The 21936-nt window shown below is 55.0% G+C and carries 20 protein-coding genes and 2 tRNA genes; 12 read left to right on the top strand and 10 right to left on the bottom strand.

Translation table 11 applies throughout. The features are described from left to right. Nucleotides 1-67 precede the first annotated feature (67 nt). The 4 genes from AC6I8A_RS03255 (at nt 68) to AC6I8A_RS03270 (ending at nt 3885) form a co-directional block, all read left to right on the top strand. Nucleotides 68-1087 (top strand): isopenicillin N synthase family dioxygenase, encoded by a 1020-nt coding sequence (locus tag AC6I8A_RS03255; protein ID WP_293798015.1) that lies wholly within the window; start codon nt 68-70, stop codon nt 1085-1087. Nucleotides 1088-1104: 17 nt separating this feature from the next. Continuing rightward, nucleotides 1105-1887: a MetQ/NlpA family ABC transporter substrate-binding protein gene (locus AC6I8A_RS03260; protein ID WP_256698332.1), complete on the top strand. Its 783-nt coding sequence runs from the start codon at nt 1105-1107 to the stop codon at nt 1885-1887. A 183-nt stretch (nt 1888-2070) separates the two neighbouring features. Next, entirely contained in the window at nt 2071-3216 is a 1146-nt protein-coding gene (locus AC6I8A_RS03265) for a serine hydrolase domain-containing protein (protein ID WP_497818031.1), read from the top strand. Nucleotides 3217-3372: 156 nt separating this feature from the next. Then, nucleotides 3373-3885, top strand: a complete 513-nt coding sequence (locus AC6I8A_RS03270; RefSeq protein WP_154193090.1) for an RcnB family protein — start codon at nt 3373-3375, stop codon at nt 3883-3885. Here the strand turns inward: AC6I8A_RS03270 and pdxR are convergent. Beyond that, a complete protein-coding gene (pdxR, locus tag AC6I8A_RS03275; protein WP_293797967.1) occupies nt 3882-5330 on the bottom strand; it encodes a MocR-like pyridoxine biosynthesis transcription factor PdxR in 1449 nt (482 codons plus the stop codon). The genes AC6I8A_RS03270 and pdxR overlap by 4 nt on opposite strands. A gap of 107 nt (nt 5331-5437) precedes the next feature. On the opposite strand from pdxR, the gene AC6I8A_RS03280 reads away from it, so the two are divergent. Then, nucleotides 5438-6145, top strand: a complete 708-nt coding sequence (locus tag AC6I8A_RS03280) for a GNAT family N-acetyltransferase (protein ID WP_497818032.1) — start codon at nt 5438-5440, stop codon at nt 6143-6145. A gap of 46 nt (nt 6146-6191) precedes the next feature. Here the strand turns inward: AC6I8A_RS03280 and opgB are convergent, their stop codons facing one another. Further along, a complete protein-coding gene (opgB, locus tag AC6I8A_RS03285; RefSeq protein ID WP_497818033.1) occupies nt 6192-8483 on the bottom strand; it encodes a phosphatidylglycerol--membrane-oligosaccharide glycerophosphotransferase in 2292 nt (763 codons plus the stop codon). Nucleotides 8484-8697: 214 nt separating this feature from the next. Beyond that, nucleotides 8698-9087, bottom strand: coding sequence for a tautomerase family protein (locus AC6I8A_RS03290; protein WP_497818034.1), 390 nt, complete (start codon nt 9085-9087; stop codon nt 8698-8700). A 120-nt stretch (nt 9088-9207) separates the two neighbouring features. Here AC6I8A_RS03290 and AC6I8A_RS03295 point away from each other — a divergent pair, with 120 nt between their 5' ends. Continuing rightward, the gene (locus tag AC6I8A_RS03295) at nt 9208-10131 is read left to right on the top strand and encodes a LysR family transcriptional regulator (protein WP_436333423.1); all 924 of its coding nucleotides are present in this window, start codon (nt 9208-9210) and stop codon (nt 10129-10131) included. On the opposite strand, the gene AC6I8A_RS03300 is transcribed toward AC6I8A_RS03295, so the two are convergent. Further along, the gene (locus tag AC6I8A_RS03300; protein ID WP_497818035.1) at nt 10105-11118 is read right to left on the bottom strand and encodes a glycosyltransferase family 32 protein; all 1014 of its coding nucleotides are present in this window, start codon (nt 11116-11118) and stop codon (nt 10105-10107) included. The genes AC6I8A_RS03295 and AC6I8A_RS03300 overlap by 27 nt on opposite strands. Before the next feature lie 417 nt (nt 11119-11535). On the opposite strand from AC6I8A_RS03300, the gene AC6I8A_RS03305 reads away from it, so the two are divergent. Then, the gene (locus tag AC6I8A_RS03305; protein ID WP_479490183.1) at nt 11536-12486 is read left to right on the top strand and encodes a YncE family protein; all 951 of its coding nucleotides are present in this window, start codon (nt 11536-11538) and stop codon (nt 12484-12486) included. Here AC6I8A_RS03305 and AC6I8A_RS03310 read toward each other — a convergent pair. After that, the gene (locus tag AC6I8A_RS03310; RefSeq protein WP_265301046.1) at nt 12479-13033 is read right to left on the bottom strand and encodes a histidine phosphatase family protein; all 555 of its coding nucleotides are present in this window, start codon (nt 13031-13033) and stop codon (nt 12479-12481) included. The genes AC6I8A_RS03305 and AC6I8A_RS03310 overlap by 8 nt on opposite strands. A gap of 581 nt (nt 13034-13614) precedes the next feature. Between AC6I8A_RS03310 and AC6I8A_RS03315 the strand changes: the two genes are divergently transcribed. The 4 genes from AC6I8A_RS03315 (at nt 13615) to AC6I8A_RS03330 (ending at nt 18528) form a co-directional block, all read left to right on the top strand. After that, complete coding sequence (locus AC6I8A_RS03315) at nt 13615-14997, top strand: MFS transporter (protein ID WP_497818036.1); 1383 nt, start codon at nt 13615-13617, stop codon at nt 14995-14997. 75 nt (nt 14998-15072) lie between these two features. Next, complete coding sequence (locus tag AC6I8A_RS03320; protein WP_497818037.1) at nt 15073-16095, top strand: LacI family DNA-binding transcriptional regulator; 1023 nt, start codon at nt 15073-15075, stop codon at nt 16093-16095. 12 nt (nt 16096-16107) lie between these two features. After that, nucleotides 16108-17085 (top strand): nucleoside hydrolase, encoded by a 978-nt coding sequence (locus tag AC6I8A_RS03325; RefSeq protein ID WP_497818038.1) that lies wholly within the window; start codon nt 16108-16110, stop codon nt 17083-17085. A 222-nt stretch (nt 17086-17307) separates the two neighbouring features. Further along, nucleotides 17308-18528: an MFS transporter gene (locus AC6I8A_RS03330; protein WP_265301053.1), complete on the top strand. Its 1221-nt coding sequence runs from the start codon at nt 17308-17310 to the stop codon at nt 18526-18528. Here AC6I8A_RS03330 and AC6I8A_RS03335 read toward each other — a convergent pair. The 3 genes from AC6I8A_RS03335 to AC6I8A_RS03345 form a co-directional block, all read right to left on the bottom strand. Continuing rightward, nucleotides 18525-18989, bottom strand: a complete 465-nt coding sequence (locus AC6I8A_RS03335) for a YbaK/EbsC family protein (protein WP_497818039.1) — start codon at nt 18987-18989, stop codon at nt 18525-18527. The two genes, AC6I8A_RS03330 and AC6I8A_RS03335, sit on opposite strands and share 4 nt — an antisense overlap. Before the next feature lie 95 nt (nt 18990-19084). Then, nucleotides 19085-19879 carry a siderophore-iron reductase FhuF gene (fhuF, locus tag AC6I8A_RS03340; RefSeq protein ID WP_436333431.1) on the bottom strand — a complete coding sequence of 265 codons (795 nt, stop codon included), beginning with the start codon at nt 19877-19879 and terminating at the stop codon, nt 19085-19087. A 134-nt stretch (nt 19880-20013) separates the two neighbouring features. After that, nucleotides 20014-21108, bottom strand: coding sequence for a GGDEF domain-containing protein (locus AC6I8A_RS03345; protein ID WP_256698344.1), 1095 nt, complete (start codon nt 21106-21108; stop codon nt 20014-20016). Nucleotides 21109-21336: 228 nt separating this feature from the next. Here AC6I8A_RS03345 and AC6I8A_RS03350 point away from each other — a divergent pair, with 228 nt between their 5' ends. Then, a complete protein-coding gene (locus AC6I8A_RS03350; protein ID WP_154181769.1) occupies nt 21337-21621 on the top strand; it encodes a DUF1435 domain-containing protein in 285 nt (94 codons plus the stop codon). 91 nt (nt 21622-21712) lie between these two features. On the opposite strand, the gene AC6I8A_RS03355 is transcribed toward AC6I8A_RS03350, so the two are convergent. Both AC6I8A_RS03355 and AC6I8A_RS03360 read right to left on the bottom strand, forming a co-directional pair. Then, nucleotides 21713-21799: transfer RNA gene (locus AC6I8A_RS03355), tRNA-Leu, on the bottom strand. A gap of 29 nt (nt 21800-21828) precedes the next feature. Beyond that, a tRNA-Leu gene (locus AC6I8A_RS03360) sits at nt 21829-21915 on the bottom strand. Nucleotides 21916-21936 lie beyond the last annotated feature (21 nt).

Below are 21936 nucleotides of genomic sequence, written 5' to 3' on the forward strand. Positions count from 1 at the left end.
CAGTATTGGCTGCTTTTGCCGACAGATGGCAGCGTAAAGGCAGAGTTTTTCTGCATAAAGGATGCAAATTATGGCCAGCACATTGCCGGTACTGGATCTAGCCCTGCTGGAACTGCCGGATGCGGAGCAGGCGCAATACCTTGCCGAACTGCGCGAAACCGCGCGTGACGTCGGTTTCTTCTATCTGGTGAATCATGGCATCAATCCGCAGCTATTGCAGAACGTGCAAAGCATCACGCGCGCGTTCTTTGCGTTGCCGGATGAAGAGAAACAGCGTGTTTCGATGATTCATTCGCCGCATTTTCGCGGCTACAACCGTGCGGGCGTGGAATACACCCGTGAGCAGCGCGATCAGCGTGAGCAATTTGATATCGGTGCAGAGCGTGCCGCGCTGACGCTGCAGCCAGACGATCCGGCATGGAAGCAGCTGCAAGGGCCCAATTTGTGGCCGCAGGCGCTGCCGCAGCTGCGTCCGGTGATTCACGCGTGGCAGCAGGCGATGACTGACGTGGCGTTGCGTTTACTGCGCGCCTTCGCCAAATCCCTGGCGCTGCCGCCGGACGCTTTTGATGCGCTGTACGGCACGCATCCCAACGAACATGTGAAGCTGATTCGCTATCCGGGGCAGGATGCCGCTGCCAGCCAGCAAGGTGTTGGCGCGCATAAAGATTCCGGCTTTTTGACCTTTCTGTTGCAGGACGATCAGCCTGGGTTGCAGGTTGAAGTCACGCCGGATCAGTGGGTTGATGCGCTGCCGAAAGCGGGCGCTTTTGTGGTGAACATCGGCGAACTGCTGGAAATCGCTACCAAAGGTTATCTGCGCGCCACTGTGCATCGCGTGGTATCGCCGCCGATAAACCAGCAGCGCATTTCCATCGCTTTTTTCCTCGGCGCACAGCTCGATGCCGAAGTGCCGCTGTATCAGCTACCGCCGCAGCTGGCGGCAGAAGCGCGCGGGCCCACCAGCGATCCCAGCAATCCGCTGCTGCGTGAAGTGGGTTGGAACTATCTCAAAGGACGTTTGCGATCGCATCGCGACGTGGCGCAGCGTTATTACGCTGACACTCTCAATCGCGTTAAATCATAAGAAACTAAGGGAAGCAGATGAATAAAAAGGTGATAGCGGCGTTAGCGATGGTTTCGGTGTTCAGCAGTTACGCGTCGGCGGCCGCGCTGCGCGTAGCGGCAGATGCCGTGCCGCACAGCGAAATCCTCAACCACATTAAACAGACCGACAAGAAGCTCGATCTCAAGGTGATTGAACTCAACGGCAACCTCAACGCCAACGAATTGCTGGCACGCGGTGACGTCGATGCCAACTACTTCCAGCATGTGCCTTACCTGCGCGATCAGGAAAAAGCGCTGGGCGAGAAATTTTCTGTGGTCGCCACCGTGCATATTGAGCCGCTTGGCATCTACTCGCACAAAGTGAAATCACTGAAAGATCTGCCTGATGGCGCGCAAGTGGCCGTGCCGAATAATGTCACCAATCTCAGCCGCGCACTTTATCTGTTGCAGGCCAATGGGTTGATCAAATTGAAGAGCAATAGCGCCAATACGCTGGTGACTTCCGCAGACATTACTGACAATCCGCACCATCTGAAAATTATCGAAGTGGAAGCGCCGCAGCTGCCGCGCGCGCTGGATGATGCGCAGTTGGCGATCATCAATGGCAACTACGCGTTGCAGGCCGGTTTAGTGCCGTCGAAGGATGCGCTGGCGCTGGAACAAGCGAAGGATAATCCGTATGCCAACGTGCTGGTCACCACGCCGAAACTGGCGCACGATCCGCGTATTCTGGAACTAGCGAAAGATCTGGAGTCAAAGCAAACCGCTGAATTTATTAACCAGCACTATCAAGGATCGGTTATTCCCGTTAATCAATAATCCCCGCCGCCACCTGTTTTTGGCAGGTGGCGCTGACTTTCTTCTGTGTTATATTTCGCCACCAACACCCGTCGCACCCACTATAAAACATAAAAATTCGCTCAATCCATTGCCATGATTATCTTTGCCAGGAATAAACGGGTGCTGTGCCATCGTTTAATAACATGCATCATTCTGTTGGGCATGAGCGTATTGCTCAGCGCCTGCGGCACCTTGTCGCAAACCTCCGCGCCCGTCAGCGATAAAGTCTATCTTTCGCACGCGACCTTTAATGAAAACGTCGATGACATCGTGCGCCATTACATGCAGCAAAAGCAGGTTTCCGGCATCAGCATCGCCATCATCCATCAACGCAGCCAGCCTAAATTTTACAGTTTTGGCGTCACCGATGCGGTGCACCGTTATCCCATCACGCCAGATACCTTATTTGCGCTCGGCTCGCTGAGTAAAGGTATCACCGCTGAGGTGATTATTGAGCTGGTGGATCGCGGCGAACTGCACTGGAACGACACGCTCGCGACGCTTTTGCCGCCCAACGTGCCGCTGAGCGCTGATGCCAAACGCATCACGCTGTTGCAACTGGTGACGCACACCTCGGGCTTGCCGCGCCAGGATATGGATTTACCGATGTTCATGAAATTTATGGGCTATCTGCGTAGCGGCGAGAACTTTTACGGCAACCTCGACAGCGACGCAGTGCTGGATTATCTGGCCGACTTTGACGCGCCCGCGCATCCCAGCGCGCGCTATTCTAATCTCGGCTATGCGCTGTTGGGCTACATCCTCAAACATCGCTTCCATCAGGACATCGAAACGCTGGCGCAGCGCAATCTGTTTCAGCCGCTGGGCATGACCAGCAGCAGCTTCAAGCCGCAGCGTCTGCGCGGTTATCCGTGGCGTGCACTCGGCCATGCGGGCGATCAGCCTAAGCTGATTCCTCGCGGGCAAATTACGCCGGATTGGGCGTTTAACAACAATATGGTGGCGGCCGCCAGCCTCTACAGCAACGCGCGCGATTTGATTCGCTATCTGGATGCGCATCTGCATGACGGCGCGGGCGCTTCGCTCAACGCGGCCTTTGCGCAGGTTAATCACGGCTACGAGCAGCACGGCAATCAGGCACAAAATATCGCCTGGGTAACCGACAGTTACGGCGATCAGCAGATCACCTATCAGGTGGGTTATATCGGCGGCTACTCGAGTTTTATTGGCTTTGATAAGCAGAACGGCAATGCGATTGTGGTGCTGCAGAACGCGTTTAACTGGAGTAACTATCTGGGCATCGCGTTATTGATGGATCTGGCGCAGAAAGCGCACGACAAAAACTAACATGGTTGCTTGCAATTTTACTGCGCCAAAAAATGCCTGAGCTGAGGTATGCTGAGCAGCGAAATTTGACGCGCTAAGCGCGCCGGGGGAACCTTCTGCGTGCTTAACTTGTCAGTTAAATGGACAGTTAATAATTAACCAGAGTGGAAATCACCCATGCGCAGGACACACGTCAATCTTCTTTCTGCAGGAATTTTTCTGGGCGCTTTAAGCCTTGCTCCGGCCGCGCTGGCTGAAGGCGAGCAAACAGACGCCGTACCGATGCCGCCCCAAGTGCAGCAAACCGCACCCGATGCCCAAACCCAGGCGCCAGCCGCAGACCCGCAAACGCAGGCTCCGGCAGCCGATGCGCCAGCCAGCAATGAACCGGCTGAATCCAGCGGCGATGTCGCGCCAATTCGCCCACCGCAAAGCGGTGATGCGGCTGCACCAAACAACTACGATCTGACCACCATCATCATCGACTACAAAGAGTACAAAGTGGGCGATGTGGTGCCAGATGAGTACCGTAAAAAGCAGTACACCATTGTTGAGTGGAAGCCACGCCATCTGCCTGCGCCGCAGCCAGGCACGCACTGGGCTTACATCAATGCCAACTACATCCTGATCACCGATGACAGCGGTAAGATCGTGATGGGTAAATCAGGCGAAATCTTCTTCCGCGGTTAATTCCCGCGCAGCAGACGCGCTAACTGCGCGACCCCCGCCGTAATCTGGCTGGTGCTGGTGTTACCGTAACCCAGCACCAGCCCTTGTTGCTTCTGCTCACCCGAATAAAATCCCGACAGCGCGCCCGGCGCGTAGCCGCTCTGGATCAGCCGATCCACCAACCGCATATCGTTTTGATCCGCTTCCAGTGATAACACCAGATGCATGCCGCATTCGCCGCCCAGCAACGGAACCTGATCGCCAAACGTATGCTGCAAAGCCTGCCGCAAAGTTGCCTGCCGTTGGCGGTACAGACGGCGCATTTTGCTCAGATGACGGCTAAAATCACCGCTGCGTAAAAACAGCGCCAGCGCCTGCTGCTCGGGACGATTGCCGCCGCGCAGCAGTTCATGTAGCGCAGGGCGCAGCGGCGTGACCAGCTGCGGCGGCAACACCATAAATCCAAGGCGCAACGCGGGAAACAACGTTTTGCTGAACGAGCCAACGTAGATCACCGGCGTTGGTTGCGTCATGCCCTGCATAGCGGCGATCGGCTCGCCGCTGTAGCGAAAATCGCTGTCGTAATCATCTTCGATAATCCACGTTTGCTGTTGCCGGGCGGCCGCCATCAGTGCCAGACGACGCGGTGCGCTCATGATCACGCCGGTGGGATATTGGTGCGTTGGCGTGGTGTAAATCAGGCGCGGCGCACGCTGTTGCCAGTCCTGTGGCTGCGGCGCCAGCCCTTGCGCATCAATCGCTACTGGTTCAATACGCATATCTCCCAACCGCATCGCCGCTTTCGCGCCGCGATACCCTGGCTCCTCCACCCAACCAATGTCGCCTGGGCTGCTGAGCAGCGCCACGCACAGCGTCAATGCCTGCTGTGCGCCTTCGGTAATCACGATTTGTTCGGGCGTACAGCGCACGCCGCGCGCCAATGCCAGATGCTGCGCCAGCGCTTCACGCAGTGTGCGTTCACCGAGCGGATCGCCGTAACCCAGCAGTTGCTGCGGCTGATGCAGCATCACGCGGTTCAGCGCCCGTCGCCACTGAGCCAGCGGGAAATGTGCCAGCGAAGGCACGCCGGGGCGCAGCGCCATCTCCTGACTGAAGCTGCGATGGCTGGATCGCAGCTGAGCGATGCGCGGCGACAAGGTGATTTCGCTGCTGGTGTGCGGCTGATTTTCCTGCGGTAGCTGCGCCATATTGCTGATGCGACTGCCCTGGCGATCGCTCAGCAAAAAGCCTTCCGCCTGCAGCTGCGCCCAGACGGCGATCACAGTATTGCGTGAAACCGCGAGATCCAGCGCCAGCTGGCGTGTCGCGGGCAAACGCGTACCGGCGGCGAGTTTGCCCGTCAGAATCGCCTGCCTGATACGTTGAAACAGTTGCTGTTGCAGCGTTAACTTGCCGTTGGTTTCCAGCGGGGCCAGCAATAATCGATGTAGCTCAATATCACTCATGTACGCAGTTCCGTGGATCCATCAATTTCATGCATTGTGGCGCTTTTTAACACGCCAGCAAAGTGGCACTCTGCATTTCTGGTCCTGACTGATAAAGGAATTGAGGAATGCCGCAACACACCAACGCTTACGGACAACCGGTAGGATTTCCGCTGCCAGATTGGCAACCCCGCGCCTGGCCGAGCTATGAAACCTTCACCGGTGACTATTGCCGCCTGGAACCTCTGAGTGCCGAGCGCCATGGCCGCGAACTGTATGCTGCCTATGCGCTGGCTGCAGATGGGCGTGACTGGACCTATATGTTCGCCGAACCTTTTGCCGATGAAGCAGCCTATGTTGCCTATGCGCGCAAGCTGGAAAATGGGCGCGATCCCATGCATTTCGCGGTGATCGATCCAGTGAGTAATCGTGCGGTTGGCAGCCTGGCGTTGATGCGCATTGATGCGACAAACGGATCGGTGGAGATCGGCCACGTCGCCTTCTCGCCGCTGCTGAAGCAAACGCGCATGGCCACCGAAGCGCACTATCTGCTGATCCGCTACGCCTTTGAGCAGTTGGGCTATCGTCGCTACGAGTGGAAATGCGACAGCTGCAATCAGCCATCACGCAACGCGGCGCTGCGTTTAGGGTTTCAGTTTGAAGGCACCTTCCGGCAGGCGATTGTCTATAAAGGCCGCAGCCGTGATACCTGCTGGTTCTCGATTATCGACAGCGACTGGCCGCAGGTGAAACAAGGCTTCGAACGCTGGCTGGCGGCAGAGAACTTTACGGTGGAAGGGGCGCAACGCGAAAAACTGGAGGCGCTGCGTTCGTAGGCTGCGCATCCATGCGCACCGGGTCGCCATAAATGGCGACCCTACGTTAGGTTTGCGGAATTATTTTTATATCCACCATGCCGATCCCCAGTTTGCGCGGATCCTGGCCGATGATATTGCCGACATTCGACTCCTGCGGCTCCGGCGGCGCAATGATCAAATTACGGCTGCCGGTTGGATTGGTGAAATGCAGCGTGGTGGTGGAGAACTCATCTCCCAAATTCAGTTGCTGCTCTTCATCGCCAACGCGCACGGGAATCGGTCGATGCGCATTCGGACCAAAAGCCCGCGCGGTGATTACCACATCAAAGCGTTCAGGCAGCGGATCGGTATACTCAATATTCACTTCCGGTGCCAGATTGGCATTCGACCAGCGTCCCCACGCTTCCGGACGTGATATCCCTTTAAAACTCTTCACGCTATTTGGCGCGCCGGGCACTGTTAACAGGAAGCTGTCGGCGTTGTAACGAATTGCATTGTCTTCGATGCGTATTTGCTGTTCGTTGAGCTGGAAGGTTGCCGCACTGACTTCTGCTTTCGGGAAGCTGACTTTACCTTTCCACTGCGCTTTATCGATGCGGGTTACGCTGGGTTTGGCGCCCATTTGTCCCATCGACACGCACAAATCGCTCGACAGCGCTAACTCTGGCTGCCACAGGCGCGCCATCTTAAAGCAGCGATCGACCCAAACGAACTTGTCGGCGGCAGCAAAACTCGCCAGCTGATAACGCAGCGGTTCGGAGTATTCCCCTTCCGGCAGCGGTTCGACATGTTTGTCGGAGACGCGGAACAGAATTGGTAACTTGAAGGTCGCGCCAGAGAAGCTGAGGGTGTTTTTCTGTTGATCGACGGTGAAGCTATCCATCTTGCTGGGGAAATTCCACAGCTGAATAATGTCCGCTTTCCACGATGTGACGCGCTTTGCCATGTCGTCGAACTCGGTGGACAGCGATTTCGAAGAGAGGCCGCTGCGACCGAGCCCAATCGCGTTATCGCCGCCGAGAATATCCAGCACCGTGGCGCCGTTATCCAGCGTGCTGCGTTTGCCATCGAGCACTTCCGCCTGTGGCTGATCGCCACGAATCACCATAAACAGGTCATGGCGCGGTTGCTTGATCAGATATTGATGCGCGGTGTTGTTCATCGCCAGATGATCGGAGGTCACCACGATGATGGTGTTTTTAAACCACGGTGAGGCTTTGATGCGCTCAATCAGACGCGCCACATGCTCCTGCGAGCAGGCGACCGCGCTAAAGGATTGGTTTGGTTTGCCATCATAGCTGTAGCTTTTGCGCTGGCAGCTGCGCGAGATAAAACCATCCGGGTGATGGGTGTCGACGGTAAGGGTGAACAATGCGAAGCGTTTTTGCGCGCGCGACAGCTCCTCGTATTTCTCAAACACCTCGTCCATTACGGTGTCATCGTAGTAGCCCCAGTTATTACGATAGCTGGGATCGGCAACGCGACTTTTCAGCTCCTGCGAGCCATACATGTTGGCCGCATCAAAACCATGCGACAGCAGGAATGTGTCTTTACCGGCGAAGCGTAAATCGGCGCCCTGAATAAACCAGTTTTCGTAGCCTGAGTTTTTCAGGATGTCGCCCAGACAAATATTTTGCGGATAGAAGCTGGAGAGCGAAGCCGAGGCATTGCCGTCAAAAGGCGCAAACAGCGGGATGCCGCACTGTGAAGCTACCATGCCGGCAATGGTGTAATCGGTGCCGGGCAGCTGTTCGGTTTGGCTGAAATCGATGCTGTTCTCTTTTTCCCGGCTGAGTTCCGGGGCCAGACCAGGAAATGCCTGCTGATCGAAATAGGTCCGTTCAAGACTTTCGCCATAAATGTAGACCAGATTGAGCTTGGGCTCGGCGATCACCTTATTGGGCGTTTTGAAGTAGGTTTCGAAATCCGAATCGGCGAGGCGTGAATGTGAGGCAATCAGCTCTTTTACCTGGCGGAACGCGGGCGTGGTTTGTACCGAACCTGCGGCACAGGCAATCGCCAGCAAACTCCAGCCGAGGTGATGCGGCCGCTTACGGCGGCGCAGTAACCACGAAAGCAGGCAAAACAGCGAGAACAGCGCGATGATCAGTCCGATGGCCGGCACCACATATTTGCTCACGCCCGCGCCGGTCAGGCTGTTGGTCAGCGTATACAGCACTGCGTCATTAATGCCATCGCCGGTAAAATAGTTGCTGGCGACCAGCGTGACGTTAAGCACGATAAACAGCGTGAGCAGCAGCAGGATCAGACTAAACCAAAATTTATTTCGCCCGGCTTTAGAGGAGTAGACCGCAATCGCGGCCAAAAAGAGTACAACCGAAACCAATTCGGACAACGTTAGATCCTCATGTTGAATGAATACGCAATCCGTGCGCCAACGACCCTCTGTGGGGATTTTGCGTCAATCTATATTGGGTGTCACAGGGCTGCAACACATCCAACCAGATTTGTGCGATGCATTCCGATTCGTTTAAGGCGGGTTAAGGCTAACTGTGGTTTCGCCTGGCAGCAACGGACGCGCTGCTGCCAGTGAGGGCAGAGAAGGGAGATTAGAGTTTTCCAGTGAGGTATTGCGCTTCGCCGTCGGCAAAGCTCCAGTCGCCTTTACTGTTGGTGATAAAACTAATCATCAAATCTGTGCCCTGAACGCCGCAACTTTCCAGCAGTTCGCGCGCTAACTCTGCCATAAACAGGCACTTCTGTTCTTCACTTCTCGGGCTGGTATACACGCGCACCATCACCAGATTGTCGGTTCGCGCAAAGCCTAAGCCGGTATCCTGAAAGACCATCTGATAACCTTTGTTTTCATGAACAATCTGATAACGATCGCGGGCCGGGACTTTAAATGCGGTTAAAACCGCGCGATGTGCGGCATCCAGCAAAGTGCGGATTTCTGATTCTGAACGGCCCTGAATAACGTCGAATGTCAGTAACGGCATAAATAAACCCTCGTTTTTGCTCACATGAAAAGAGTAGGATGTGGCTCTATGCTGCCGCTTGCTGCCGGAAAGAAAAAGCGCGCTGGTTGAAATGATTATTTATTATTTTGAACAATCGATATGAAAGAAATTAAAACAGATAGCCTTTGGGTCCATTTGCACTGGTTAACCGTGCTGGCTGAGCTCGGCAGTTTTACGCGCGCGGCGGAACGATTAGACGTCAGCAAAGCGGCGATGAGTCAGAAGATTAAAGAGCTGGAAAAGATGGCGGGTGTGGCGTTAGTACAGCGCACCACGCGCAGCGTGCGGCTGACCTCCGCCGGTGAAAAGCTGGTGGATGAGCTGCGCGATCCCTTTGCGCATATCGCGCAGAGCTTTTTCAGCGTACGTGATGAAGCGGGGCCGGTGCGTGGCATGGTACGCGTGACTGCGCCAGTGGCGTTTGCGCGTCAGCAGCTGGTGCCGATCATCGGCGATTTCTTGCGCGACTATCCGCAGGTGCGCTTGCAGCTGGACGTCACCGATCGTCTGGTGTCGCTCGGCAGTGAAGGCTTTGATCTGGCGATTCGCCATAGCGATAGCCTGCCGGAAACGCATGTTGCGCTGCCGCTGTGTGAAACCCGCGCGCTGCTGGTGGCGTCGCCGGCGTATCTGGCGCAGAACGGTTTGCCGGATTCACCGCAGGCGTTGCAGCAGCACAATTGTCTTTATTACCCGCGCGGACTCGAGTCGCCGCAGTGGCGTTTTCGATTAGCGGACGGCGGCAGCGAAACCGTGCAGGTAAAGATTCAGGGTAATTTTGCCACCAACAACAGCGAGTCGATCCGGGATGCGGCATTGCAAGGTTTGGGCATTGCGATGCTGCCGGACTTCAGCGCCAGCGCGGCATTAGCCAGCGGTACGCTGCAGCAGGTGCTGACGCAGTGGCAAGCGGTGGATGCCTTCGCCGATCGGTTGTGGGTGGTACGCCCGTATGCCGCTCAGGTGCCACGGGCGGTGACCACCTTTATCCAATGGTTACGCGCGCGCTTTGTTGATGGGTGAAGCCAGCGCGATCGGCGCAGGCGTTTGCATCATCTGGCCCAACAAACTGCTGCGGTTGTAATGGCCGAGCCGCAGGTTGAAGTCGAGGTGCAGCTGCTCATTGCCGCTGAGTTTTATTACCGGTGGTGGCGTGAGTGGACGCTGATGAAACAGCACTGCATGGGCAAACGCCTCGCTCTTCCAGCCGCTTAAACGCTGATAGTAATAGGCGTTAGCCTCGCATTTGCGCAGGTAGAGATTCACCCGGCGATGTTCGCGCATGGCGATCTGCTGCGCCAGTGAACCTAATTGCTGCTCCGGCTGCGCAATCTTCTGCGTCAGCAGGGAATAATCATCGCGCTTGGTCAATTCACTGAAGTAATTCTGTTCGCCGAGATGTTTGATCGGCGCGTAATGTTTTTGCCATTCGCGGATAAACGGATTATTGGCAGTCGCCGCCAGGAACCAGCTCTCAATCACTGGCGCGAGATAGTTGACGGTGGCGTTTTCGTGGTAATAACCAATCACATCCATACGGCGTTCCTGATGCGCGCGATGCACCCAGGAGAGATCTTCAAATAATAAGGTGCTGCAATCAATGGCAATGCCGCCATAGCGCAACAGCAATTCCAGGCGAATCACTTCGCTTCTTTGCTGGGCGGTTAATTGGCTTGAGGTGAAGATAAAATCCGGTAAAACTTCTTTTACCGTTAAACGATTTAATAAATGGATTTCATGGTCGGGATTATCCTGACGAATATTTTTAATATTTAACGCCAGTGATTTCGGTAAATATTCATTATCCCAATACATCCAGACTTTCTTTGGAATCTCTGGCAGATCTTTTTCGCCAGAAAGTAACACGATATTGTCCTCTTCGCTGGGATCGTATTCCGGCGCACAGAGCGCAGTATACTGTTTTTTCTGCAGGAAAGTCTGGCTGGTAAACGCGAGTCTTTTCCAGTTATGCCAGAGGGTTAACGCTGGCTGAAGGCGTTTTTTATTCATGATGCACCTGATTATTGTGATTATGGTGGCAAGGCGTCCCTGATCAGCGGCGCTGAGCGCTCTTGATTGTCCTTTAGGCTGTGTGTAAAAAAAAGTACTCTCCTATGCTTAATAAAACATTCTGTGCGATGCGGCTATCACTTTTTGATCCTTTCAGATAAACCGGAAAATTAAGGATCCGTTAAGCTTTAAATTAACGATAAATAATTGCGTGAATTGTTGGTGATTCTATTTTATCTCATTAAGACTATTCCTAATAAAATAAGCGTGGCATGGCGTAAGTCGCGGGTGAGATTAAAAAGTGCGCGTGAGATCACGTGTTAACCTGGCTGCATTTTTCGCTGGTCTGCCGGGAAAATCCCACCCTGAGTGAGGGTTAGCTACGCTTAAAGCAGGTGATCAACTAAAGGAGACACTATGCAGCGACACAACCGTGGATTATTGGCTGTCGATAAGCAGGGCAATCGCGTGCTGTTTCTCAATCCCGAAACCTTTGCCGTTGAGCAAGCGTTAAATGCCTTTCCGCCGCGTCCACACGAGCTTCTGATGCTGCCACAGCTGGAAAAAGCGTACGTGCCGATCTACGGCGACGGCATTCACGGCGACAATCCGCATCCTGGCCACAAAGTGGCGATCATCGATTTGCGCCTTCGGCAGATCAGCGGTTTTATCGATCTGTCGCCGTTAAAGGCACCGCACAGCGGCCAGTTAGGACGTGACGGCAAAGTTTATCTCTGCTGTGAAAACAGCGCGGTGGTGGCGGTGATTGATCCGGTTAGCGATCGCGTGGAGAAAACTATTCAGCTGCCTTCGCACAATGCGCACCGACTTACCTTGTCGCCCAGCGGCCGCAAGCTGTTTACCGAAAATGAAGAGGACGCCAGCATTACCGTGGTGGATCTGTGTGAGGCGGAAGGGCGGATTATCGACAACATCCTGATGCCCGGCCCGATTTCCGGTATCGCCGCCTCGCCTAAACATCCTTATCTGGTGGCGAGCGCTGCCGATGCCCCGCTGCTGTATGTGGTGGATCGGCAAAGTCATCGCATCCGCCAGCGCCTGGCCTTGCCGGGCCATCAGCAACCCTGTCAGGTGGTGCGCTTCAGTGGCAACGGCGAGCGGCTGGTGGCGATTGGCGATCAAGAACCGGTGGTGACGCTGTTTGACGATCTGCTCAATCCGCTCGGCGATATTCAGGTTGGCAATAAGCCGATGGATGGCTGCTTCAGTGAGGATAATCGCAGCTTGCTGATTGCGAATGAGGGCGACGGTTCGCTCAGCCTGATTGATCTGCAGCAGATGAAGGTGATTGCCACGCCGCAAGCCGGTACCGGTTGTGAGGTGCTGAGCTACTTCCAACTTAAATGAATGGACGATGATAAATCGCACTGCTCCAGTGGCGGCTGCTGGCATGTTTTTCGGCCTGCCAGCCGCGCTTGCGTAACTCGCGCGCAATCAGCTTGTTCATGATGCCGTGACCAACTAACAACACCGTGCCTTGCTGCGACAGCGCCACCAGTTTATCTGCCGCCAGACGGGCGCGTTGACGTGCATGCTGCACCGATTCGACATGGCCGGCATAGCCGCACAGCCACAACAAACGTAATAGCGCCAGCCAGACGTTGAGCGGCAGATGCAAACGCTCAAAAGGCAACGTCGGTATCGCCACTTCGCTAAAAACCTCATCCACCGCGTGCGGCTGTAAACCCAGACGCGTTAATGACGAACGGGCGCGCGGCAGCGGGCTGGTGGCGATCACACTCGCGAGGCGCGCAATGGTTTGACTGCGCGGCGGCGGGGAGTCGCAAATATCAGCCTGATCGTAACCTTCACACCAGTCGGCCAGCGCCCGAGCCGTGAAGCGCCCAGTGACCGGATGATCGGGTTTACCGTGTCGCATAAGAATAATGGTCATAGCGCTCCTGTAATATTGCTCCAGTGTAATGCAGAGGTTGAGCAACTCGCGCATCCATGACGGGATTTAAGAGTATTGCCTGCTTGTCATTAAACCTTAACTGAACTGTGCGAAAAACAGCGCGATGAAGCGTTAGCCTGCGCCGTTAAATGGTAAGCAATAATCGTCAATCAAGCTTCAATAAGACAATTCTTGCGCCATGCATTAGATGTAATGTCATGATTTGACGCCATTTTTGCCTTGTTTTCATGAGTTATAGTGAAGTTTATCTAATAAATTTCTCTATTATCACTTGATTTATCTACGCGCGTAGATAGACTGTATCCACAGTGATAACTCACGGTGCCAGAGACGAAGTTGGCCTTGAGATGACCCAGTTACATTTGCCTCACTAATGCGATCGATGAAAATTACATCGGCGGGAACAGGCGAAGAAGCGAATTCCAACACCAGGGAATTCATTACTGATTTTTCATCCAGGTTTGCCTACTGAACGTCGCCACCGGGGAGTTCCGCTTGTTGCAAGGGAACTGACCCACGGAAGGGCGTTTGCTGTTTTTACCTCATTCAGGGATTGGGTTATGACGGTTTCGCAACAAAGCTCACTGACATCCTCCTCAGCTGCCGATGCGCGGCTTGAAACATCCTCCGGCCGTAAAGATTTCTGGCGCGCCACGTTCTCCTGCTGGCTTGGCACCGCGATGGAATATGCGGATTTTGCGCTCTATGGCCTCGCCGCCGGCATTATTTTTGGTGACGTCTTCTTCCCGGAAGCTACGCCGGCTATCGCCTTACTCTCGAGTTTTGCCACCTGGTCGGTGGGCTTTATTGCCCGCCCGATTGGTGCCTTGCTGTTCGGCTGGATCGGCGATCGCAAGGGCCGCAAAACGGTGATGATCTCAACCATCATTCTGATGGGCGCCTCCACAACACTCATTGGTTTGATTCCTTCCTATGCCAGCATTGGCGTCTGGGCTCCCGCATGTTTGGTGCTGCTGCGGTTTACCCAAGGTTTGGGGGCGGGCGCTGAGTTGTCCGGCGGTACGGTGATGCTGGGCGAATATGCCCCGGTTGAACGTCGTGGATTGGTGTCGTCGGTGATTGCGCTGGGCTCAAACAGCGGCACGCTGATTGCGTCGCTGGTCTGGCTGGCAGTGATCCAGATGGACAAAGAGAGCTTGCTGTCGTGGGGCTGGCGTATTCCGTTCCTCAGCAGCGCGCTGATTGCGGTGGTGGCGTTGTGGATTCGTCGCAACCTACGTGAAACGCCGGTGTTTGAACGTCAGCAGGCGGAATTGCAGGCCGAACGTAACGCCACGCTGGCGCAGGCGAAAGAAGAAGTGGATACGCGCAGCTTCTGGCGCCGCACCCGCGCCTTCTGGACCATGGTCGGTTTACGTATCGGCGAAAACGGCCCTTCTTATCTGGCGCAGGGCTTCATTGTCGGTTACGTCGCCAAAGTGCTGATGCTCGACAAATCGGTGCCCACCACAGCGGTGTTCATCGCCTCTTTACTTGGTTTCCTGATCATTCCGTTTGCTGGCTGGCTGTCGGATCGCTTTGGTCGCCGCATTACCTATCGCTGCTTCTGCTTATTGCTGATGTTCTACGCCTGGCCTGCCTTTAGCCTGATGGACAGCCGCGATCCAGCGATTGTGATGGCGGTCATTGTGGTCGGTATGGCGCTGGCATCGCTGGGTATTTTCGGCGTGCAGGCGGCGTGGGGCGTCGAGATGTTTGGCGCGAAGCGTCGTTACACCAAGATGGCGGTAGCGAAAGAGCTGGGATCTATCCTTTCAGGAGGTACCGCGCCATTAGTGGCGGCGGCGCTGCTGTCGTTTACCGGACACTGGTGGCCGATTGCGGTTTACTTCACGGCGATGGCCAGCATCGGTTTTCTCACCACTTTCGTGGCGCCGGAAACGCGCGGACGCGATCTTAATCTGCCGGAAGATGCCATCTGACCAGCAGGATCGCGTAAATCAAAACCCCCATTGGCCGGCGATTCCGGCCAATGGCATTTACGCAGGGGCAAAGGAATGGCGAAATCTCCAACCGGAAACGTCACGCGCACCGACGTGGCAAAAATCGCCGGCACCTCGGTGGCGGTGGTCAGTTACGTGATCAATAACGGCCCGCGACCGGTGGCAGAAGCCACGCGTCAGCGCGTGCTGGAGGCGATCAAGCAGACCGGCTATCGCCCTAATGCGGTGGCGCGCGCGCTGGCTTCGGGCAGCACCAAAACCTTTGGTTTAGTGGTGCCGAACATCGGTAATCCCTTTGTTGCTTCGATGGCGCACATGCTGTTGCAGGAGTCGATGAATCACGGCCACGTCATGCTGCTGGGTGATGCCGGTGACGATCGCAAACGCGAGCTGGAGATTATTCAGGGCCTGTTAAATCGTCAGGTTGATGGCCTGTTTTACAACAGCGTCGATCGCCATCCCTATATTGATGTGATTCAGGTCAGTGGTACGCCGCTGGTGATGCTGGATCGCATTGAGCCGCGTCCGGGCGTCAGCATGCTGCGCGTTAATGAGCGTGAAGCGGCGTGTCAGGTAACGTCGCATTTGCTCAGCCACGGTTATCAGCAGGTAGGCATGATCAGCGGTCCGCTAGACATGCTTAACGCGCAGGATCGTATTCAGGGCTGGCGCGATGCGCTGGCGCAGAAAGGATTGCTGGCGGATGAGGCGATGATTTTTCCGGCCAGCTACACGCGGCAGGGCGGTTACGACGCCGCGCAGCGCATGGTGGCCAGCGGTCGTGTGCCGCGTGCACTGTTTACCAGTAACGAAGGCCAGGCGATTGGCTGCATTCGTGCGCTGTCAGAGCATGGACTGCGCGTGCCGCAGGATGTCGCGCTGGTGTGTTTTAACGGTACCGATCAGTCGGCGTTTCATGTGCCGACGCTCACCACCGTTCGTCAGCCGCTGCGTGATATGGCGCGCAGTGCGATTGCCATGCTCAAAAATTGGGATGGCGATGCGAAGCTGGCGGAATTCCCTCACCATTTAGAAATCGGTGAGTCCTGTGGCTGCCAGCTTACTCAACAACAATAAAACTATAACACTATGAAAAGATTGATTATCGATTGTGATCCGGGAAACGGTATAGCGGGCGCTAACACCGACGACGGCCTTGCGCTGGCGTTAGCATTGGCTTCAAAGTCGCTGTCGCTGGAACTGATTACCACCGTCACCGGCAACACGCCGAGCGCGGTGGGTGCGCAGGTCGCCAAAGATCTGCTACAGCGATTGGGACGCAACATTCCGGTGGTGCAGGGCGCTTTGCAGGCACTGCGCGAAGATCCTGCGCCGTGGCGTGCGCGTCTTGACCACGTTGCCGATGAAAAGCTCGGGGAACTGTGGCGCGGCGTGCGTCAGCCGCAGCGTATTCCGGCGGATGGGCATGATGCGGCTGGCGTAATGGGCCAACTGATTTGTGACAACCCCGGCGAGTTTACGCTGGTGGCGATCGGTCCGCTGACCAACGTGGCGCTGGCGCTGCAGCGTTATCCGCAAATGGCAGAATCGGTGGCAGAGATTGTGATTATGGGCGGCGTGTTTGCGCTGGATGATTACATCAAAGACACCAATTTTGGCCTCGATCCGGAAGCGGCGCATCAGGTACTGCACAGCGGCGCCACCATCACGCTGGTACCAATGGACGCCACCACGCAAACCTTGCTGACGCAGCAGGATCTCACGCGGCTTACCGCCAACGATCATCCATTGCCACAGTTTGTGCGCGAGACGTTACGCCCATGGATCGATTATTCGGTTCGCACCCGTCATTTGCCAGGCTGCTGGATTCATGATGCGCTGGTGGTCGCCTGGTTGCTGAATCAGCGTGTCGCCGACGGCGTGGATTACTATGTGGATATTGAGCTGCGTCCCGGCGCCACGCGCGGCAAAAGCTGGCGTTATCGCACGCCGCTGCGTCTGGATATCGGCGTGCCACCGCAAACTGGCGCGTTGGTGCATGTAATTCAAACCGTCAATAACGCGCTGCTGCTGGAGATGATCGAAAAGGCGTTTAATCAGTTGTAGCGTCCGTCATTGTAGGGTCGTCATTTATGGCGACCTTCCTCTTCAACATGAAACGCTTTTTTACACCGCGAATCACTCGCTGACAATTCCCGCCACAGCCCGCCTTTCTGACATGCTATATACAAACAGTTAACATAATAGTAACCCGTGAAATTATTCGCGCGGTAACTTCTACTATAAATCCGGCCATCGATCCGGAAGCTAATCAGACAGGATACCGACATGTTCAACTGGACTGCGACCCAGCGCAACGTGGCTTTTGCCAGTTTCGCGAGCTGGACGCTGGATGCGTTCGACTTCTTCATCTTAGTGTTTGTCCTCAGCGATCTTGCCCAGTATTTCCATACCAGCGTCTCCGATGTTTCCCTCGCCATCATGCTCACGCTCGCCGTGCGCCCGATCGGCGCGCTGCTGTTTGGTCGGCTGGCGGAGAAATATGGCCGCCGACCGATTCTGATGCTCAATATCGTGATGTTCTCGGCGTTTGAACTGCTTTCGGCATGGTCGCCCACCTTCACGGCGTTCCTTGGTTTCCGCGTGATTTACGGCGTGGCGATGGGCGGCATTTGGGGCGTGGCGTCGTCGCTGGCGCTGGAAACCATTCCGGATCGCTCGCGCGGCTTGATGTCCGGCATCTTCCAGGCCGGTTATCCGTGCGGCTATCTGCTGGCGTCGGTGATTTTTGGTTTGTTCTTCGAAACGGTCGGCTGGCGCGGTATGTTCCTGATTGGCGCGTTGCCGATTCTGCTGCTGCCGTTTATCTACTTCAAAGTGCCGGAATCGCCGGTGTGGCTGGCGGCGCGCGAGCGCAAAGAGAGCAATGCGCTGCTGCCGATTATTCGGCAGCACTGGAAAATCTGTATTTATATGGTGCTGCTGATGGCCTGCTTTAACTTCTTCAGCCACGGTACGCAGGATCTCTATCCCACCTTCCTGAAAGTGCAGCATCAGTTCGATCCGCACACCGTCAGCATCATTGCTATCAGCTACAACATCGCGGCGATGCTAGGCGGCATCACCTTTGGTGCATTGTCCGAGCGGATTGGTCGCAAGCGCGCAATTATTCTGGCGTCGTTCCTCGCGCTGCCGGTGCTGCCGCTGTGGGCCTTCTCCAGCGGTTCATGGATGATCGGTATCGGCGCGTTTCTGATGCAGTTTATGGTGCAGGGCGCTTGGGGCGTGGTGCCGACTTATCTCACCGAACTGGTGCCCGCTAATGCGCGCGCGGTGCTGCCGGGCTTTGTTTATCAGCTGGGGAATTTGATCGCCTCAGTGAATGCGACGGTGCAGTCACGTATCGCCGAAGCACACGGCGGCAATTACGGTTTGGGGATGGCGATTGTCGCCGGAACGGTGGCGGTGCTGATTTGCGTGTTGGTGGCGTTTGGTCGGGAGACGCGCGGCATCGAAATCTCCGGTGCCCCCGCGCGCGAGTCGCATTAAAGCGCCTCGCAGACGTCAACCCATTTCGCCGCAGTGAGTTCTGCCATGCGCTGCGGCGAAATGCGCACCGCGCTATGAATCGATCCGGCTGCCGGCAGCACTTCGTCAAAGCTGCGCAGCGACACATCACAATAAATGGTCAGCGGATTTTCCAGCCCAAACGGGCAAACGCCGCCGACCGGATGTCCGGTCCAGTTCACCACTTCATCCACGCTTAACATGCGCGCCTTGGCGCCGAGTGCGGCTTTTAGCTTGCGATTATCGAGGCGCACATCGCCGCGCGTGACGATCAGCACGATGGCATCTTTCACTTTCAGCGACAGGGTTTTGGCGATTTGCCCAGGCTGAACGCCATGAACGCGTGCGGCCAGCTCAACGGTGGCGGTGCTTTCCGGCATCTCGATGATGTCGATATCCGGTGCATGTTCGGCAAAGAAGTGCCGTACCGACTCCAGGCTCATTGTTATCTCCGGTAAAAACAGAGCCAAAAAAATGCCATAAGCCTGGAAAAGTGTAAACGGGAGAAAAGGAGAATCTGTAACAGAATGCGCGGGTGCTACACCGCTTTTAACGTGCAGTTACCACAACGTTCTACATCGGGGATGCGATAGCGCTGGCAGCAGCTGCGTCGCTCCATTTCGCCATTGCGCGGGATCATGGTGCGATACAGCGGGTTATCGCTGCCATCGAGCAGTGACTGAGTGAAAAATAGCGCCTGCTCTAACTGCAAAATCGTCTCTTCCGGCAACTGGTTTTTCAACTCGCCAAGGAACCAGTAAAACGAAAAGCCCATGTTGTTCCAAATGAGCTTTGCATTGATATCACCGTGCTGTGTCATGCCATTCACTGCCGGCATCAGGCATTGCTGAATCAGGCGATCGATACGCTGCTGGCCATTGAAGTAGCGCGCATCCTCATCTTCCTGCACATCCAGCCAGAACGCGCACGGATGGCCGTTTTCGTGGAACTCAACGTGAATCAGATGCGGCGAGCAGTTCAGCGCGCGTGGTTCCTGCAATAACGCCATCATCAGCGGTGGCAGCAGCAGACCAAAATACCATTGCGCCCACAGCGACTGCAGCGGCTTAGCTTCCTGCTGCACATCGGGATGATCGCGATAGAGATAGTCGCTGTAGCGCTGCGTCAGGCGGCGATAGTGAAGCGGACTTGACCACTCGGCCAGCGTTAAGGTCCCGGCGGGTGCCGGCTGGCCGAGCTTGAGGTTGTCCAGCATGTAGCTGCTTTGTTCGCGCATCAGATCTTCCAGCGCGCTCGCTAAGCTGCGATCGCTCTGCATAAAGATCAGCGGATGTTCGCTAAAGCGATGATCCTGACGCGTGATGATGGCCATGCCGGTCCTGAGTGATAACGGGAATCGAGAGACAAATGATAATCGTTCCCGTCGTTTTGAACAACATTTCTGCACACACGGCAAAGCTTGACGAGGTAAGCGTAGGGTCGTTATTCATGGCAACCAACAAAACCTTACGCCAGGTTGTCACTCGCCTGGGTCAATTTCGGCAAATCTTCCCACGCTAAAATGGTGTTACGTCCCTGATTTTTCGCCACATACAGTGCGCGATCGGCATTGGCCACCGCCTGATCAAAATCCTCATCGAAGATGGGCGCAATCCCCGCGCTGATGGTGACGTGTGTCGACACTTTCTCATTAAAGCGATGCGGAATTTCCAAATCCACCACGTACTGACGAATGCGCTCCGCCAGTTTCATCGCAATCGAGGCGTTCACGTTGGTCATCAGCACCAGAAACTCTTCGCCGCCGTAGCGCGTCACCACATCGCGCGATCGTACCGCGTCGCGGATTGCCACGGATACACGCGCTAGCGCCTGATCGCCCATCGCATGGCCGTAATTGTCGTTGTAAGCTTTGAAATGGTCGATATCCAGCAGCAGCACAAAGTGGCTGCCGGCGTGGTTTTCCATAATGGTATCAAGGCGGTTCTTTAATCCACGGCGGTTGTACAAGCCGGTAAGCGGATCGAGCATGCTCAAATCGCTAAAACTCTCTTTTTCCTCATACAGCTGGCTCACCAGCCGACGGGTAAAGGTATCAAAGCGACGACGCATTAAATGGTGCAGTGAAAAGCCGATTAACGGCAGCGTAATGGTGAATAAGATCATCATTAAATGCTGACCATCATCCAATAACAGCACGGTTAATACCGGCGGCGTGATGTGTAAACAAAATGCGATCAAATAATCACTCAGCGCAATGGCACTGATAAAGAAAACGCTTAACAGGCTGATAATTAAAAAGCTGCCATCAAAATAGTAAACCAGATGATATCTGTGGTTAATATGCCACGCCCACAGCGCACCCAATATAAAAGCGACAGGATTTAGTAGCGGTAATTTATGTTTTGACGCCATTAAACAAATAACCAGCAGCGTAGCGCTGAAGCCCGCCACAATGGCCACCGGCAGCGAGCGTATTGGGCTGTCGCTGCCTAAAATCGGCAGCAGGCAAAAAAGCGAAACGGCGACATTAAGAAACAGAAATAGCATCAGCGACAGCCGATATTTACTCTGTTTCAACTCATCATAAGATTGTAATTTCATTATTATTCTCGTGACAGCCCTGATATATCAAAGCGCTACCCGTAAGTAATAGTTTACCTACCCGGATAGAGAGCACGTTATTGTTGTGTTAGCGATATTGTTATCGGCGGCAATTTAGCATTTTCCAGTAATTCTGTCATCCGGCATGGCTTGCGACAAAAAATTCGCTGCAGGATGAGAAATATTATCATATGATAATGCGAATATTTATCATCTGAGGGTTGCGCAATGATCATGGCGATAATGGCCGCCTGCGGACTGTGGGGCGTGAGCTGGATAATGGGTAAACGTCTGGATAGCGGCTGGGGCGTGTTATTACCCTGCGCAGCGATGCCGGTTTTTGCGTTATGGGAACCGAGTTTCAGTCAATGGCGGATAGTGATGATTGTGGCGCTGCTGCTGACCGTGGTGATGCTGTTTCATCATCGTCTGCGTCACTATCTGTTGCTGCCGTCTTGCCTGGCATTGGCGGGTGGATTAGCAGCGGTGTCGGTCAATTTCCACGTCATCTGATCAAAACGCATAAACGACAACATCACGCTGAGAGCGTGAAGTTCGTTGAAATCTTTTTGGGAATTTACTGCTCGAAAGGAGTGACAACTGTTGGTGCGAAGGGAGGGACTTGAACCCTCACGTCCGTAAGAACACTAACACCTGAAGCTAGCGCGTCTACCAATTCCGCCACCATCGCATCTTAGTTGTCTGTTTATATCGTCGCATTGGTGCGAAGGGAGGGACTTGAACCCTCACGTCCGTAAGAACACTAACACCTGAAGCTAGCGCGTCTACCAATTCCGCCACCATCGCTCAGTGCGCAGATATAAACTG

Source organism: Pantoea sp. X-Soil-ISGK-275, assembly GCF_059730795.1.